General features: G+C 35.6%; 7 protein-coding genes. All 7 read left to right on the top strand.

What is annotated here, in order from left to right; all coding sequences use genetic code 11:
* The first annotated feature begins 34 nt into the window (after positions 1-34).
* Positions 35-3,340 (top strand): DUF5107 domain-containing protein, encoded by a 3,306-nt coding sequence (locus tag HCN54_RS12420; RefSeq protein ID WP_167598045.1) that lies wholly within the window; start codon positions 35-37, stop codon positions 3,338-3,340.
* A gap of 10 nt (positions 3,341-3,350) precedes the next feature.
* Positions 3,351-5,324 (top strand): sulfatase, encoded by a 1,974-nt coding sequence (locus tag HCN54_RS12415; RefSeq protein ID WP_167598044.1) that lies wholly within the window; start codon positions 3,351-3,353, stop codon positions 5,322-5,324.
* 14 nt (positions 5,325-5,338) lie between these two features.
* Positions 5,339-6,859 (top strand): sulfatase family protein, encoded by a 1,521-nt coding sequence (locus HCN54_RS12410; RefSeq protein ID WP_167598043.1) that lies wholly within the window; start codon positions 5,339-5,341, stop codon positions 6,857-6,859.
* A 19-nt stretch (positions 6,860-6,878) separates the two neighbouring features.
* Positions 6,879-9,677: a sugar-binding domain-containing protein gene (locus HCN54_RS12405; RefSeq protein WP_167598042.1), complete on the top strand. Its 2,799-nt coding sequence runs from the start codon at positions 6,879-6,881 to the stop codon at positions 9,675-9,677.
* A gap of 32 nt (positions 9,678-9,709) precedes the next feature.
* The gene (locus HCN54_RS12400) at positions 9,710-11,158 is read left to right on the top strand and encodes a sulfatase (protein ID WP_167598041.1); all 1,449 of its coding nucleotides are present in this window, start codon (positions 9,710-9,712) and stop codon (positions 11,156-11,158) included.
* 349 nt (positions 11,159-11,507) lie between these two features.
* A complete protein-coding gene (locus HCN54_RS12395; protein WP_167598040.1) occupies positions 11,508-14,699 on the top strand; it encodes a SusC/RagA family TonB-linked outer membrane protein in 3,192 nt (1,063 codons plus the stop codon).
* 31 nt (positions 14,700-14,730) lie between these two features.
* On the top strand, positions 14,731-16,662 hold the full coding sequence (locus HCN54_RS12390; RefSeq protein WP_205881689.1) for a RagB/SusD family nutrient uptake outer membrane protein: 1,932 nt from the start codon (positions 14,731-14,733) through the stop codon (positions 16,660-16,662).
* Positions 16,663-16,679: the final 17 nt, after the last annotated feature.

The following is a 16,679-nucleotide window of genomic DNA, read 5'->3' as shown; positions in this document are numbered from 1 at the left end:
AGAAATATTCACGTTAGAAGATAAAATATAAGATATGAATAAAGTTAAAGCTTGGAGAGAAACCATTAGTATTCCCACATATGAAGTGGGAGCACCAGAAAAATATCCCGTATTTTTAGAAAAAAGAGTGTATCAAGCTAGTACAGGGGCGGTATATCCTCATCCAGTAGTCGAAAAAATTAGCGATGAAAAGGTTGATAAAGATTGGGATGTAATATTTATAGAGAATGATTATATACAGTTAATGATATTACCCGCTTTAGGAGGTAGAATACAGCGCGCTTATGATAAAATTAGACAACGTGATTTTGTTTACTATAATCATGTCATTAAACCTGCATTAGTAGGACTCACTGGTCCTTGGATTTCCGGTGGGATTGAGTTTAACTGGCCACAACACCACCGTCCTAGTACTTATGAAGCTACCGATTCGTTCATCGAAGAAAATAAGGATGGTAGCATCACAGTTTGGGTGAGTGAGTTGGAACGTATGTTTAGGACTAAAGGAATGGCGGGTTTTACACTGCATCCAGATAAAGCCTATATAGAAATTAAAGGTCAGCTTTACAATCGTACAGTTCATCCACAAACCTTTTTATGGTGGGCAAATCCTGCAGTAGCAGTTAATGATCATTATCAATCTGTATTTCCACCAGATGTAAATGCTGTTTTTGATCACGGAAAACGTGATGTTTCTGAGTTTCCTATCGCTAAAGGAGAATACTACAAAGTTGATTACTCACCAGGTACTGATATTTCTCGTTATAAAAATATTCCTGTACCTACCTCATATATGGCCATAACATCTAAATACGATTTTGTAGGAGGATATGAAAACGATTCTAAAGGAGGATTACTACACGTAGCTAATCATCATGTTTCTCCTGGAAAGAAACAATGGACGTGGGGTAATGGCGATTTTGGACAGGCCTGGGATCGAAATTTAACTGATAGTGATGGGCCGTATATTGAATTGATGTGCGGTGTGTATACCGATAATCAACCTGATTTTTCTTGGCTTCAGCCGTATGAAGAAAAGAGCTTTAAGCAGTATTTTATGCCTTATTATAATGTAGGTGTGGTAAAAAATGCTTCCAAAGAAGCGCTTATCAATTTAGAAGAAGAGCAAAACGGCTTCAGAATTAAGGTGCACGTAACTTCAGTATATCACAAGGCGAGTGTAGTGCTTACTTCCGACGAGAAAGTGCTTTTTGAAACTGTATTGGATTTAGATCCTGCGAATGGTTTAGAAAAACTTGTAGAAAAAAACGGAGCAGATTATCAAAACCTGCGTTTAACAGTTAAAACTGAAAAAGGTATAAGTTTAGTTAGCTGGTCTCCAGCTGATGATGTAGAGGGAGAAATTCCTGAAGCAGCAAAAGCAGCTCCAGAACCAGACGTAATTGATAGTGTTGAAGAGTTATTTTTAAACGGACTTCACCTAGAGCAATATCGCCACGCAACATATGATCCTACGGCCTATTATTTAGAAGCTTTAAAGCGCCAGCCTGGTGATATAAGATGTAATAATGCAATGGGGTTATGGTATCTTAAAAAGGCACAATTCGAAAAAGCCCTACTCTATTTCGAAAAAGCCATTGATACTTTAACCCTTAGGAATCCAAACCCTTACGATGGTGAAGCCTATTTTAATAAAGGAGTTACCCTAAATTATTTAGGTAGAAAGGATGAAGCTTACGAAGCTTTTTATAAAGCTTGTTGGAATGCTGCTTGGCAGGCCGCAGGATATTTCAATATTGCACAAATCGATTGCTTTAAGGGGGATGTAGGATTAGCTTTAGAACACGTTGATAAAGCTTTAATATCTAACTGGCATAATCACAAAGCTAGGCATTTGAAGGTTATTTTGTTAAGACAGCTAGGTGAAATTGATAAAGCTGAATCATTGATAAAGGAGTCTTTGACAATTGACCAATTTAACTTTGGAATTCTATATGAGAAGTATCTAATCACTCGTTCGGAAAGCGATTTAGAAATTTTCAAAGACTTGTTACGTAATAATGAGCATAATTATATCGAGTTTGCCATTGATTATGCGCAAGCAGGTCAATTTACAGAAGCTATTGAAATACTTGATCTTTCCCTTCAAAATGGTTGTCAATACCCAATGACCGCATATTTTAAAGGCTATTATCTAGAGCGATTGGGTGCATCAGAACGCGCAGAAAAAACCTTTAAGTATGCACAAAGTTTACCCAAAGATTACTGTTTCCCCAATAGACTTGAAGAAATAATTGTACTTCAGGCAGCATTTAAAGCAAATGAAAAGGACGCTAATGCGCTCTATTATTTGGGTAATTTTTGGTATGCTTCGAGACAATATAATGAAGCTCAGGAATGCTGGGAAAAAGCAGTTACGCTAGATGACGAAAATGCTATAAGTTATAGAAATCTTGCTCTTTTATATTACAATAAAACGGATCAGAAAACCAAAGCAAAAGAATATTTAGAACGCGCTTTTTCACTAGACAAAAAGGATGCTAGATTATTGATGGAGCTTGACCAGCTTTACAAAAAAATGAACGTTAGTGTCCAAGAACGTTTAGATTTTTTAGAATTACATGAAGACCTTACCAATTCACGAGATGATCTTTATCTTGAAAAGATTAGCTTGTATAATTTTAAAGGTGAACATTATACTTCTTTAAAACTTTTGGAGCTAAGACAATTTCATCCTTGGGAAGGGGGGGAAGGAAAAGTCCCATTTCAACATATAAATACTCATGTTGAACTAGCAAAAATGGAACTAGATCAAAATAATCCTGATAAAGCAATAGCCCATTTGGAGGCAGCTCAATCTTACCCTCATAATCTAGGTGAAGGAAAGTTATTTGGTGCACAAGAAAATGATATTTTCTATTGGTTAGGTTGTGCTTACGATCTTCTTGACAAGATGGCCGATGCAAAAAATGCTTGGACAGTAGCTGCTGAGGGGTTAAGTGTGCCGAGCCCAGCAATTTTTTATAATGATCAACAACCTGATAAAATTTTCTACCAAGGATTGGCATTGCTAAAGTTAGGACAAATTGAAGATGCACATAGGCGATTTAATAATCTATTGAATTATGGGGAGGAGCATATGGAAGATCAAGCTAAGCTAGACTATTTTGCTATTTCGTTACCAGACTTATTAATTTGGGAAGAAGATTTACAACAACGTAATCGTATTCATTGTCAGTATTTAATTGGTCTAGGAGCACTTGGTCTAGGTCAATATGAGCGTGCTACAGAAGCTTTTAAAATAGTTCTTGATCTGGATAAATATCATTTAGCAGCTCATTTGCATAAGTTAATGTGTAGTAAAATTCAATTAGTTTAAATTAATGCGTATGTCATTGAAACCTAGCAAGTACTTGTGGTTGATTGTGCTAGTCTATTGTAATTTTACATTAGCCCAAGACAGGCCTAATATCTTATGGTTGACTTTTGAGGATACTTCGCCTCAATTTATAGGATGTTATGGAGATCCTTATGCTGAAACGCCAGTAATGGATAAAATGGCTGAAAATGGCATACGCTATATTAATGCTTTTTCAACTAATACTGTTTGTTCTCCAAGTAGAACCTCGATTATAACTGGAGTTCCAACTTATCAATTGGGAACAGGCAATCATAGAAGTAATTACGCAATTCCAGATAATATAAAAGGGTTTCCTTATTATTTAAAAAACTCAGGTTATTACGTTACTAATAACTATAAAACTGATTATAATGTACAAGATGAACAAGCTTTTATAGAGGAAGCTTGGGATGATAGTTCTGGACAAGCAGGTTGGTGGAATCGAAATGAAAATCAACCATTTTTTTCCGTATTTAATATTGCAGATTCACATCAGTCAAGAACTATGTCAATGCCCTACGAATGGTATGTGAAAAATGTACTAGACTACCTTCCAGAAAACCCCAAACGTTTAGATAAAAGGCTAGATAACCCAAGACAGCCTTTGCAAGAATTAGATTCAGAAAATAGTCTAGTGTCTGAATTTGCTGATCTTCACGTAAAGCATCATATAGCGGACACAGCATTTAGAATGCCACCAATATTTAATAATAGCGCTGAAATGCGGAAGCAAATGGCACGGGTCTACAACTCCATCAAGTTGACTGATCTCAAGATGGGTCGAATATTAGATCGACTGCGTCAAGATAATCTTATGGAGAATACTATCATATTTATTTTTGCAGATCACGGAGAAGGCCTTCCTAGAATGAAAACTAATGGAATTGCTGCTGGATATAAGGTGCCATTTATTGTTTGGTTTCCTCCAAAGTATAAACACTTAGCTCCTAATGGTAAAACAGGTGTTGTCAACGAAGAATTAATTTCTTTTGAAGATTTGGCTCCAACAATTTTAGGACTGACAAGTACATCAAAACCTGACCATCTAAATGGACGTAGATTTTTGGGTAAGGAAAAGGAAAATGCTCCAGAATATCTTTATCTAGCATCGGATAGAGCTGATAACGGAATTGATTTAGTTCGATCAATCACCGACGGAAAATTTATGTACTCTAGAAATTTTATGCCGTTCTATCCAGAACTTAGGTATATAAGATACATTGAGCAAGCAGAAATCACACGGCAGATGCGGGAAGATTATCAGTTGGGCAGATTAGATTCTATTCAAACTAAAATGTTTAAATCCCGACCTCCCGAAGTTCTGTACGATATACAAGACGATATTTGGGAAATAAATAATTTAAATGAGTCAAATACCTATCAAGACAAATTACTAGAATTCAGAGCCTTATTACATCAAAATATTAAGGAATCTATTGATGTTAATTTTATGCCGGAGTATACCCTTCAACAACTGTCACAAAATGATACTCCTTTTAATAAAAAACATGACTATAATTACTATCCTATTGATGAGATATTAACTATTGCAACTGAAGTTGGTTACGACGATCTATCAAGTATAGAATCTAAATTGGAAGCATTAAATCATAGTAATCAATTTGTAAGATATTGGGCTTCTTTAGGACTTTATGGAAATAGGGCAATACTTACAAAAGCTCAAATTAAAAAGGTTCAATCTGCCTTAGTTGAAACCTATCAACCTGCTAAAATTACGCTAGCAGCGACTTTGCTAGATAATGTTGAAGATGATAAGGTTTTGACCATCTTAACCAATAGTATTTCTTCAGACAAACCCGAATTGACTTTGACTACCATAAATTATTTGTTGTATGCTAAAAAGAAGTCGCTATTTAAAAATGAGGTTGAGGAAATTCTAGATAAGAAGCAAGTACCTTATAAAGTGCAAGCAGCTTGTATTGATTTCCTGAACTTACTATAAAATCCATTCCTCATATGATTATTTTTATTAATAGATTAATACAATGGCTGCTGCCTTTTATATGCGCAGTTGGTATAGCGCAATCGGTTCAGAGAAAACCAAACATTGTTCTTATTTATATTGATGATTTGGGCTACGGAGATCTTAGCATAAATGGAGCTATTGGAGTAGAAACCCCAAATGTCGATGCTTTAGCTCGTGGAGGCATTAATTTTAGTGATGCACATAGCCCTGCAGCTACTTGTACGCCTTCAAGGTACAGTTTGCTTACTGGTGAATATGCATTTAGACGCAAAGCAGCGATTTTGGAAGGAGATGCTCCATTGATAATTGACACTGATAAGGAAACCTTACCTAAGATGTTAAAGAAAGCAGGATATACAACTGGGGTGATTGGTAAATGGCATTTAGGTTTAGGTACGGGGGATGTTAACTGGAATGATAGAGTGGCACCTGGTCCTGCTGAAGTAGGATTTGATTATAGTTTTTTAATACCTGCAACCGGTGATCGCGTTCCTACTGTTTTCTTGGAAAATCAAAGGGTTTATAATTTGCAGAAAGACGATCCTATTTATATAAGCTATGATGCAATAATAGAAGAAGGATATCCAATAGGTAAAGATCATCCGGAGCTTTTAAAGCAATTCACAGATAGTTATCATTTGGGAGCTGTGACCAATGGTATTAGTAGAATTGGGTACATGAAAGGAGGCACTCAAGCTCTATGGATTGACGAAAAACTGCCTTTTGTGCTACACGATAAGGCCACAGACTTTATTACTAAAAATAAGAAAACTCCTTTCTTTTTGTATTATTCTTTTCATGACATACATCAACCCAGATTACCGAACCAAAAATTTATTGAGAGTAGTGAGATGGGACCTAGAGGCGATGTAATTGCTCAAATGGACTGGTTCGTCGGTCAGCTTATGAATCAACTCGAAGAAGAAGGCTTAATTGAAAATACACTATTGATTTTTACCAGTGATAATGGTCCTATTTTAGATGATGGGTACGTTGATTATGCTAGAGCGTTAGTTGGGAAGCATAAACCTGCAGGTATATATTCCGGATCTAAATATTCAGTGTATGAAGGAGGTACACGCGTTCCAACAATTATATATTGGAAAGATAAAATTAAACCAGCAAATTCTGAAGCTTTGTTATCACAAGTTGATTTGTATGCGAGTTTAGCAGAATTGGTGGGATGTGAGCTTGATTTAAATGAAGCTCGTGACAGTCAACAGCTCTTGAATGCTTGGTTGGGAAAAACAGATGAAGGGCGTACGGTACTACTTGAGGAAGCTTATACTTATGGATTAAGAAAAGGTAAATGGAAATATATTAAGCCTAAACTGAATGCAACGATACCAAAATGGATCGCTGATAAATATGTAGATCCAGGATTTAATTCAGGTCCACAATTATTCAATTTGATAACGGATCCTGAAGAAAAAAATAACATAAGCGAAAAAAATCCAGATCTAGTGAACCAATTAGAATCTGAACTACAAGAAATCTTAGATAGCAATTAAAATATACTAAAGCATTGTGATGAAAAGGACACTAAATAAAATAGCAAAGATTACACTCTTGGGATGTATCATGATTCTCTTACATTCATGTAGTGATAACATAATTAAATCTGAGCAAATAAAAAATAATTCTGATCAGATCATTGATCTAGCAGGAAAGTGGAACGTAAGACTAGATTCACTGAATCAAGGGGTTGAAAAAGAATGGTTTAATTCCAAACTAGAAGGACTTGAAATTACGCTTCCAGGAACCCTTGATGAAGCTAAAATAGGTGCAGAGGATACCTTAACTCCCGCACTTAATAATATGGTCCTTTCTAATTTAACAAGAAACCATCAATATATCGGTAAGGCTTGGTATCAAAAAAGTATTGTAATACCCAAAAGTTGGGAGGATAAGGATATTGAAATAGGTTTTGAGAGGATTTTGTGGAGATCTACACTTTATATTGACTCTGTTAAAATAGGGTCTAAAGAAAGTTTAGTAGGTAGTCATGAATATAATTTAAAAAACCTGTTGCAACCCGGTGAACATACATTAACTGTATTAATAGATAATTCAGACTTATATCCTAACATTAATGTCATAGGAAATAGATATCCATTAGAAGTAAATCAAGAAATGGCTCATGGATATACTAATCACACTCAAATCAAATGGAATGGAATATTAGGTGAAATGCATTTGAGAGTATCTGATAATAAGGATATAAAAAATTTACAGATCCACTCTGATATAAAAAATAATAATCTTAAAGTCAGTTTTAATGCTAAAGATCAAATTACAGATGAAATAGAGTTTAGAATCGAGAACTTATCTGGACAAATACAATTCAAAACCAAATTGGACAAGATTGAGTCTGATGGGGACACCATGTTTTTTGAATTACCAATTCCAAGTGAATTAAAAACTTGGGACGAGTTTAATCCCGTTTTATATAAATCAACTCTTAAAATTCGGGATCAAATAATTCAAACCACTTTTGGTCATCGGGAGATTAAAAATGAAAATGCGATGCTTACTCTAAACGGATCAAGAATATTTCTTCGAGGGAATTTAGAGTGTGTGATCTTTCCGTTAACCGGCAGACCTCCAATGCTTGAGAATGAATGGATGAAATTGTATGAACAAGCAAAAAATTATGGGCTGAATCATATTAGATTTCATAGCTGGTGTCCTCCAGAAGCTGCCTTCAGCGCAGCGGATAAAATAGGTATGTACCTTCAAGTAGAATTACCACATTGGAGCTTGAAAGTAGGCGAAGACAAGCGAACCACCGATTTTTTAAAATTAGAAGCTGATAAAATTATAGAGGATTACGGGCATCACCCCTCATTCTTAATGATGACAATGGGTAATGAACTTGAAGGGGATTTCAGTATTTTGAATTCTATGGTGTCAACTTTGAAAGAAAAGGATAGTAGACATTTGTATGCCACAACGTCTTTCTCTTTTCAAAAGCCGGCAGGTACAAGGCCTGAAAAAGAAGATGAGTTTTTTATTGCACAATGGACTGAAAAGGGTTGGATTAGAGGTCAAGGAGTTTTTAATGACTATTCACCAAGTTTCGAGGCAGACTTTAATAGTAAAAGCGAACATATCAAAGTACCTTTAATTTCTCATGAGATTGGTCAATATTCTGTTTATCCAGATATTTCAGAAATTGAGAAATATACCGGCGTTTTATCTCCGCTAAATTTTATAGCAGTTAAAAATGATTTAGAGCAAAAAGGATTATTGAATCTTGCCTCAGATTTTACCCAAGCTTCTGGTAAATTAGCAGCAATGCTCTATAAGGAAGAAATTGAAAGAGCACTTAAAACACCAAGTTTTGATGGATTTCAGTTATTGCAACTACAGGATTTTCCAGGTCAAGGAACCGCTTTAGTAGGACTTCTTAATGCTTTTTGGGAGTCCAAAGGAATTATTTCAGGAGAATCATTTAGAGAGTTTAATAGTGCCCTTGTTCCATTGGTAAGATTTGACAAAGCAAATTATGAAAGTGGAGATATTTTAAACGTTGAGCTCGAAGTAGCCAATTTTTATAAAGAATTAAAAAGCCAAACATTAAGCGTAAAGTTAACAAGTCATACGGGTGAAGTTATTCAAGAATCTCAATTCGAAAATATTAATCTTTCAATAGGGAATAATATTAATCTTGGAAATTTTAAGGTTGATATAGATGTTGACCGTGCTCAAGAATGGACTTTGTCTGTAGCCTTAGAAGGAACTCAATTTAAAAACCATTGGCCTGTTTGGGTATATCCGAAGCGTTTGTCTTTAGACGAGAATTCAATTATTGAAGTAACGCGTTCTTTTAAAGAGGCAATTAAATTGTTGAACGAGGGCAAATCCGTTTTTCTTAATCCAGATTATGAGCAATTGAAAGGTGTAACAGGTAGGTTTGTGCCAGTGTTTTGGAGCCCCGTCCATTTTCCTGACCAACCAGCGACGATGGGGTTGCTTATCGATAAGGAACACAAATCTTTAGCTCAATTTCCAACTCAAGAATTTACGCAATGGCAATGGTGGGATCTCTGTAAAAATTCTAAATCAATTATTTTAGATGATTTAGATATAGAACCGGTAGTACGAGTGATTGATAATTTTGTAACCAATAGAAGCCTAGGTACTCTATTTGAGGCTAAAGTTGGTGAAGGCAAACTATTCTTCAGTAGTATGGATGTAAGTACGAATCTTGACAATCGTCCGGCAGCGCGCCAGCTAAAATACAGTATTTTGAAATACATGAATTCAAAAGCATTCGCTCCTAACCAGAAAATAACTCCAAAAGAGCTGTTGAATATTCTTCAATAGTCAACCATAATAAATTTAAAATCAATGAAATTATGAATATATTCAAATCTCTAAGTTGGCTTATTATGCTTTTGAGCTCGATAAGTTTTAGTCAAATTGAAAATTCAACCCAAAAACCTAATGTTGTTTTTATACTTGTAGATGATTTGGGGTGGTCAGATTTAGGAATCCAAGGAAGTAAATATTATTTAACACCTCGGATAGATGAACTTGCCAAAGAAGGTATACGTTTTTCGAATGCCTATGCAGCTAATCCTGTCTGCAGTCCTACACGGGCGAGTATTATGTCTGGTAAAGATCCTGCTGATGTAAGAGTTAATATTAGTAATTGGATAGGAGCTCAAGAATATGAAAATAGACAGAATCAAAAAATGATTCAACCGGGTGTTGGCGCTTATTTGCCTTTGGAGGAGTTTACAATGGCCGAAGCTTTTCAAAACAGTGGTTATAAAACCCAGTTTATAGGAAAATGGCATTTAGGTGAAACCGAAGAGTACTGGCCGGAAAATCAAGGTTTTGATAATAATATTGCTGGATGGTCAAAAGGAAATCCAGGGAGTTTTTTTTCACCATACCATAATCCAAGATTAAAGGATGGTCCTGATGGCGAATATTTACCTTACAGATTAGGTAGAGAGGCAGTAGCATTTATTGAGGAGCAAAAGAACAGTAAAGATCCATTCTTTCTATTTTTCTCAATGTATAATGTTCATACCCCAATAGAAGCTCCAAAAGAATTAGTCGAAAGATTCGAAAAACGAAGAGAAAAACTGGGACTTCCTGAACAAGCTGAATATTCACTAAATAAGGGAATAAAGGAAAGAAGCATACAGAACGATGCCACTTATGCAGCTATGATCTGGGCAATGGACTCGGTCGTTGGGGATGTTAAAGACAAACTTAAAGAATTGGGTATGCTTGATAATACCGCAATTGTATTTTTTTCAGATAATGGAGGCTTATCGAATCCCGGATATGGTGTGACTTCAAATAAACCATTGCGCGGAGGTAAGGGGTGGATTTATGAAGGCGGTATAAGAGAACCTTTGATTATAAAATATGACCCTCTTACTAAAAGTAAAGCTGGTTCAATAATTCAAGAACCCGTGATCAGTTATGACTTTTATCCAACCTTACTGGAGCTTTCGGAAATCGATAATACTTACTCAAATGAATTAGAGGGTAAAAGCCTTGTGCCGGTTTTAAACGGTCAACCTTTGGAGAGAGAATGTATTTATTGGCATTATCCGCATTATAGTCCACAAGGGGGAGGGCCAGCTTCAGCCATTAGAATGGGAGCGCTAAAGTTGATTTATTTTTACGAAACTGATAGCTATGAACTTTATAACCTTCACGATGATATTTCTGAGCAACATAATTTAGCCGATAATAATCCTAAAATGGTCAAAGATTTAAGTGTTAAACTTTTTAAGCACTTAGAGAAAATAAACGCTTCTTATCCTATTAAGAGACCGCATTAGATATAATTCACCCCCTGTTTAGCGCTTAGTAGTATTAATTACAACTAAGCGCTTTTTTTTATGCAGTAATATTATCCATTAAATTAGGCTGTTAAAAAGCCTACAACTATTTATTGTATTTAAGTAGCATATTACTAATTAAGTGTAATTGTATACACTTGTTATGTAACCATTTGATATTCCTGCAAAACCGTATTATTTTCCATCTATTGGCTATAAACGTCCATTTTTTAACGAATATTTAATAATACATTTACTCAAACGATTTCGATGCGTATAATGTTAGCTTTTAACTATTTGAGTGTCGATATGATAATGCTTTTGTATTTGAATAATAAATTTTTTATAAATGGTAAAACTTTTACGTGCTTCAATAATTTTAATAAGCTTAATCTTAGTCTTTAATAATTCTGTATTTGCCGAAACTAAAAAGGCTCGCAATGGATTTCAGAATATTCAACAGACAATAAAAGGAGTTGTTCGATCATCAGACTCGAATGGACCGATACCCGGGGTTTCTGTTTTAGAGAAAGGAACGCAAAACGGGGTCGATACTGACTTTGATGGTAATTTTGAGCTTACGGTTTCAGGACCAAACGCTATATTAGTTTTTTCGTACTTAGGCTTTACAACATTGGAAATTAAAGTTGAAGACAAAAGCACATTAGATGTTGTGCTAGAACCTAGTACTGAATCCCTTGAAGAATTGGTTATTGTCGGTTTCGGAGGCTCGCAAAAAAAAGAAAGTTTAGTTAGTTCAATAGCTACAGTTCCAGTAGGAGAATTGCAGACGCCAACAAGCAATTTAACTAACGTACTGGCAGGTCGGGTTGCTGGGCTTATAGGGTATCAAAGGTCCGGAGAGCCAGGAGCTGATAATTCAGATTTTTTTATCAGGGGCTTGGGGTCATTCGGACAAGGTAAACGAAACCCTCTTATTTTAATAGATGGTATAGAGTCAAATTCTACAGATCTTGCTCGATTACAACCTGATGATATTGCATCATTTTCTGTACTTAAAGATGCCGCTGCCGCATCAATTTATGGTGCGAGAGGGGCTAATGGAGTAATACTTGTTGACACTAAAAGTGGTAAAGTAGGGAAGGTTCAATTTGATTTCAGAATAGAAAATCGGTTTTCTTCTAATACCGATAATTTTCAAATTGCCGATAATATAACTTATATGAGGCTGGCTAATGAGGCGACTTTAACACGAGATCCTTTAGCACCCTTACCCTATTCTCAAAATAAAATAGACAGAACAATCGCTGGCGATAATCCTTTACTATATCCTAATAACAATTGGATAAACCAGCTCATTAAAGACTATACTTGGAATCAGGCTTATAATTTAAGTGCTAGCGGAGGTAGTGAACGCGCTCGTTATTATATTGCAGGGACGTTAAATATCGACAATGGCCTACTTAATGTTAATGGAATAAATGATTTTAATAATAATATTAAGCTTTTTAATTATGCTATTAGGAGCAATATTGATATTGATTTAACTGAGACTACTAAAGCAACAATTAGGGTTTATGGTCAGTTTGATGATTATACAGGACCTGTAGGAGGGGGGCAGCGTATTTTTAATCTAGCATTATATTCTAACCCTGTATTATTTCCAGACTTATACCCGTCCAATTTTAAACCATTTGTTGCGCATCCTCTTTTCGGAGGAGCTGAAACCAGACCTGGAAGTGGTGTATTGGCACTTAATCCTTACGCGGAGATGGTCAGGGGGTATCAGGAATTTAAAAATTCAACAGTTCAGGCCCAATTTGAAATTAAACAAAAGCTTGATTTTATAACCGAGGGTTTAAGTGCACGTTCCATGGGCTATATTAGAAGATTCTCTAACTTCGGTACGGCGCGACAATACAATCCATTTTATTATAGTTCAAGAAGAAACCCAGAAACGGGAGAAATTATACTATCAGTGATTAATGATGGTAGCGAAGCATCAATTGGTACAGTAGGAACCGAATTTCTAGATTTTCAAGAATTAGGTAAAAATCTTGATTCTCGTATTTATAATGAGACTGCTATCAATTATAACCGCACTTTTAATGATAAACATGCTGTTTCAGGGTTACTCCTAAATTTGATTAGTAGTTATCAAACAGGTAATAATGGGAGCGTTCAGGCATCCTTGCCTACCCGAAATCACGGTATATCAGGTCGATTTACTTATGGTTATGATGATCGTTATCTTGCCGAGTTAAATTTTGGATATAATGGTTCTGAAAAGTTTTCAGAAGGTAATCGTTATGGTTTTTTTCCCTCTTTTGGCGTAGCATACCGCATATCTAATGAAGCTTACTTTGAAAACTTTAAGAATAAGGACATTATAACAGATTTAAAACTAAGATTGACTTATGGTTTTATTGGTAATGATGAGATAGGAAGAACTGAGGATCGGTTTTTTTACTTGTCAAATGTTAATCTTAATAATACAACTTACGGTGCGAGGTTTGGAGAAGATTTTGGTTTTTCGAGACCTGGTGTATCAATAAACCGCTATGCAAATAGTAGAATTACGTGGGAACGTTCAGAACAGATTAATCTTGGATTAGATTTTGAACTTTTTAATTCTGTTGATTTCATTTTTGATGCCTTTATACAAAACAGAACAAACATTCTTCAAGAGCGCGCCGATGTAAGTCCAACGCTGGGACTACAGGCAATTCCTTCAACAAATTTTGGGCAAGTTCAAAGTCGAGGTATAGACGGAGCAATAGAATTCAATAAACAAATTTCTAGTGATTGGTGGACGAGTCTTCGAGGGAATTTCACCTTTGCGACAAGCGAGATTAAAGAATTTGCAGAGATTAATTATCCTGAAAATTTATCTTATTTGCAACGTAAAGGTAATAACGTATCGCAGGGTTATGGTCTAATTGCAGAGCGACTATTTGTCGATGATGAAGAAGTTGCTAACTCTCCTACACAATTTGGTGATGTACGAGGAGGGGATATAAAATATCTTGATGTTAATGGTGATGGGCAAATTACCAACTCAGATCGTGTGCCAATCGGAAAGCCCCAAACCCCTGAATTAATTTATGGTTTTGGAGGTACAGTTGGGTATAAAGCATTTGATTTAAGTTTCTTTCTTCAAGGGTCTGCAGGTTCTTCTTTCTTTATTAATCCTTCTCTCATTCAGCCTTTTTTTATTAACGGACGTTCGGAGAGTGGCTTATTACAAGCTATTGCTGATAGCCATTGGTCTGAAGAAAATAGAGATGTCTTTGCTTTCTGGCCTAGGCTGAGTACTCAACAGGAGGTGAATAATAATCAAGCTTCTACTTGGTGGATGCGTAGCGGTGATTTTCTAAGACTTAAAAATGTGGAGGTTGGATATAACGCTCCTGAGAAGTTAATTAAAAAATTTGGCTTAAAAAGCTTTAGAATTTACGCAAGCGGAATCAATCTAGCGGTGTGGAGTGCATTTGACCTATGGGACCCAGAACAGGGAGCAAACGGTTTGGGATATCCAATTCAATCTGTATACAATGTTGGTATAACCGCAAAACTTTAATTAGTGTAAGGATCTTAATCTTTAAAATTATATGAGCTCAATAAAAATCAAATTATATTTAGTAATTACGTTAATATTAACCGTAATGCTCCAATCTTGTGAACCTCATTTGGATGTGGTTCCTGATAATGTCGCAACAATTGATAATGCTTTTACACTTCGTAATGAGGCAGAAAAGTTTCTTTTTACTTGTTATTCTTACCTACCTCAGGAAGGAGATGTTCGTTTTAACATAGGAATGCTTGCTGGAGACGAAATGTGGAAAAATGAATTAACTCTTGAGGATGTTGCTAATTTTGAAATTGCCAAGGGTAATCAAAATGTAGGAACTCCAGAATTTAATGTATGGGATGGGAACAACTGGGGAGCAGGCCCTAGTAATAATTATTCCATCTTTCAGGGAATTCGTAATTGCAATATTTTCATTGAAAACTTGGAGGATGAATCTAAAGTTCTTGACTTACCAGATTATGAACGTAGTCGATGGATAGCAGAAGTTAAATTTTTAAAAGCATACTATCATTATTATTTAATGAGAATGTATGGCCCAATTCCTATAATAGATAAAAATATACCTATTGAAGCTTCTACAGAAGAAATTAATATTTATCGAGAACCAGTTGATGATGTAGTTAGTTTTATCGTCAATCTTCTAGATGAAAGTGTTGCAGATTTACCTTCTGAGATACTTGACACCGGAAATGAACTAGGGAGAATAACAAAACCTATTGCCTTAGGAATTAAAGCTGAGGTACTCTTACTAGCCGCAAGCCCGCTTTTCAATGGTAATCCAGATTATGCTGGTTTTATAGATAGTAGAGGAATCGAACTGGTTAATACAACACCCAATCCAGAAAAGTGGAAAATCGCTGCAAATGCAGCTTTAGAAGCTATACAAATGGCAGAAGGTGTGGGAGCGAAACTGTACGAATTTGAACAAAATCAATTTGATTTATCAGATACTACCCTTACAAAATTAAGTTATAGTCAAGCATTTACAGAACGTTGGAATCCAGAAATAATTTGGTCTAATCCAAACAGCCTAACCAATACTCTTCAGTACTACTGCATGGTTCCTGTAAGTCCAGATTATAACCATTCTTTATGTCAAAAGATTTTATCACCACCTATTAAAATAGCTAAGGAATTTCATTCAAAAAACGGTGTACCAATTAACGAGGACAAAACGCTAAACTTTAATGATGAAACTGAACTGAGAGTCGCAACAAGTGAAGATCGATACAATATTCTTGAAGGGTATCGTTCGGCTCGCCTCAATTTTGATAGAGAGCCACGATTTTATGCAAGTTTAGCATTTGATGGTAGTACTTTTTATAAGCAAGATAGCCCCTCTAGATCAGATGAAAATACTTGGGTTGTTCGTGCGAAATTTAGTGATTATGCTGGTAGTAATGCTGGGGTACTATACAATGTAACAGGGTATTATATTAGAAAATTGGTTGACTGGAGAATGACAAATACAACAGGAACACCGTATAGGGGTTATGCTTGGCCCATGCTTAGACTGTCAGACTTATATTTAATTTATGCAGAGGCACTTAATGAAGTTGAAGGACCATCGTCTACCGTATTGGATTATGTAGATCGTATTAGGAGCAGGGCCGGTCTAAAAGGTGTAGTTGAATCGTGGTCTACGTATTCATCTAACCCTAATAAATACACCTCTAAAGAAGGAATGCGAGATATTATACAACAAGAACGTCTGATTGAATTTGCTTTTGAAGGTAAGCGGTTTTGGGATATAAGAAGGTGGAAGCGAGCTTCAGAAGAATTTAATAAAGATATTTCTGGTTGGAATTATTTAGGTGATGAGGACTCAGAATACTATCAAATCCGTACCCTAAATCAACAAAGATTCGTCTCACCTAGGGATTATTTATGGCCTTTGTCGGAAAACACCTTATTGCAAAATCCAAATCTAGTTCAAAATCCAGGTTGGTAATGATGTTAAATGTAAAG

This window comes from Leeuwenhoekiella sp. ZYFB001 (genome assembly GCF_011784865.1).
Lineage (GTDB): Bacteria > Bacteroidota > Bacteroidia > Flavobacteriales > Flavobacteriaceae > Leeuwenhoekiella > Leeuwenhoekiella palythoae.
This window is presented reverse-complemented; position numbering and strand designations above follow the sequence as displayed.

Excerpts from the sequence above, each read along its gene's own strand:
- HCN54_RS12420 (WP_167598045.1), top strand. The coding sequence starts at position 35 with ATGAATAAAGTTAAAGCTTGGAGAGAAACCATTAGTATTCCCACATAT.
- HCN54_RS12415 (WP_167598044.1), top strand. The coding sequence starts at position 3,351 with ATGTCATTGAAACCTAGCAAGTACTTGTGGTTGATTGTGCTAGTCTAT.
- HCN54_RS12410 (WP_167598043.1), top strand. The coding sequence starts at position 5,339 with ATGATTATTTTTATTAATAGATTAATACAATGGCTGCTGCCTTTTATA.
- HCN54_RS12405 (WP_167598042.1), top strand. The coding sequence starts at position 6,879 with ATGAAAAGGACACTAAATAAAATAGCAAAGATTACACTCTTGGGATGT.
- HCN54_RS12400 (WP_167598041.1), top strand. The coding sequence starts at position 9,710 with ATGAATATATTCAAATCTCTAAGTTGGCTTATTATGCTTTTGAGCTCG.
- HCN54_RS12395 (WP_167598040.1), top strand. The coding sequence starts at position 11,508 with ATGGTAAAACTTTTACGTGCTTCAATAATTTTAATAAGCTTAATCTTA.
- HCN54_RS12390 (WP_205881689.1), top strand. The coding sequence starts at position 14,731 with ATGAGCTCAATAAAAATCAAATTATATTTAGTAATTACGTTAATATTA.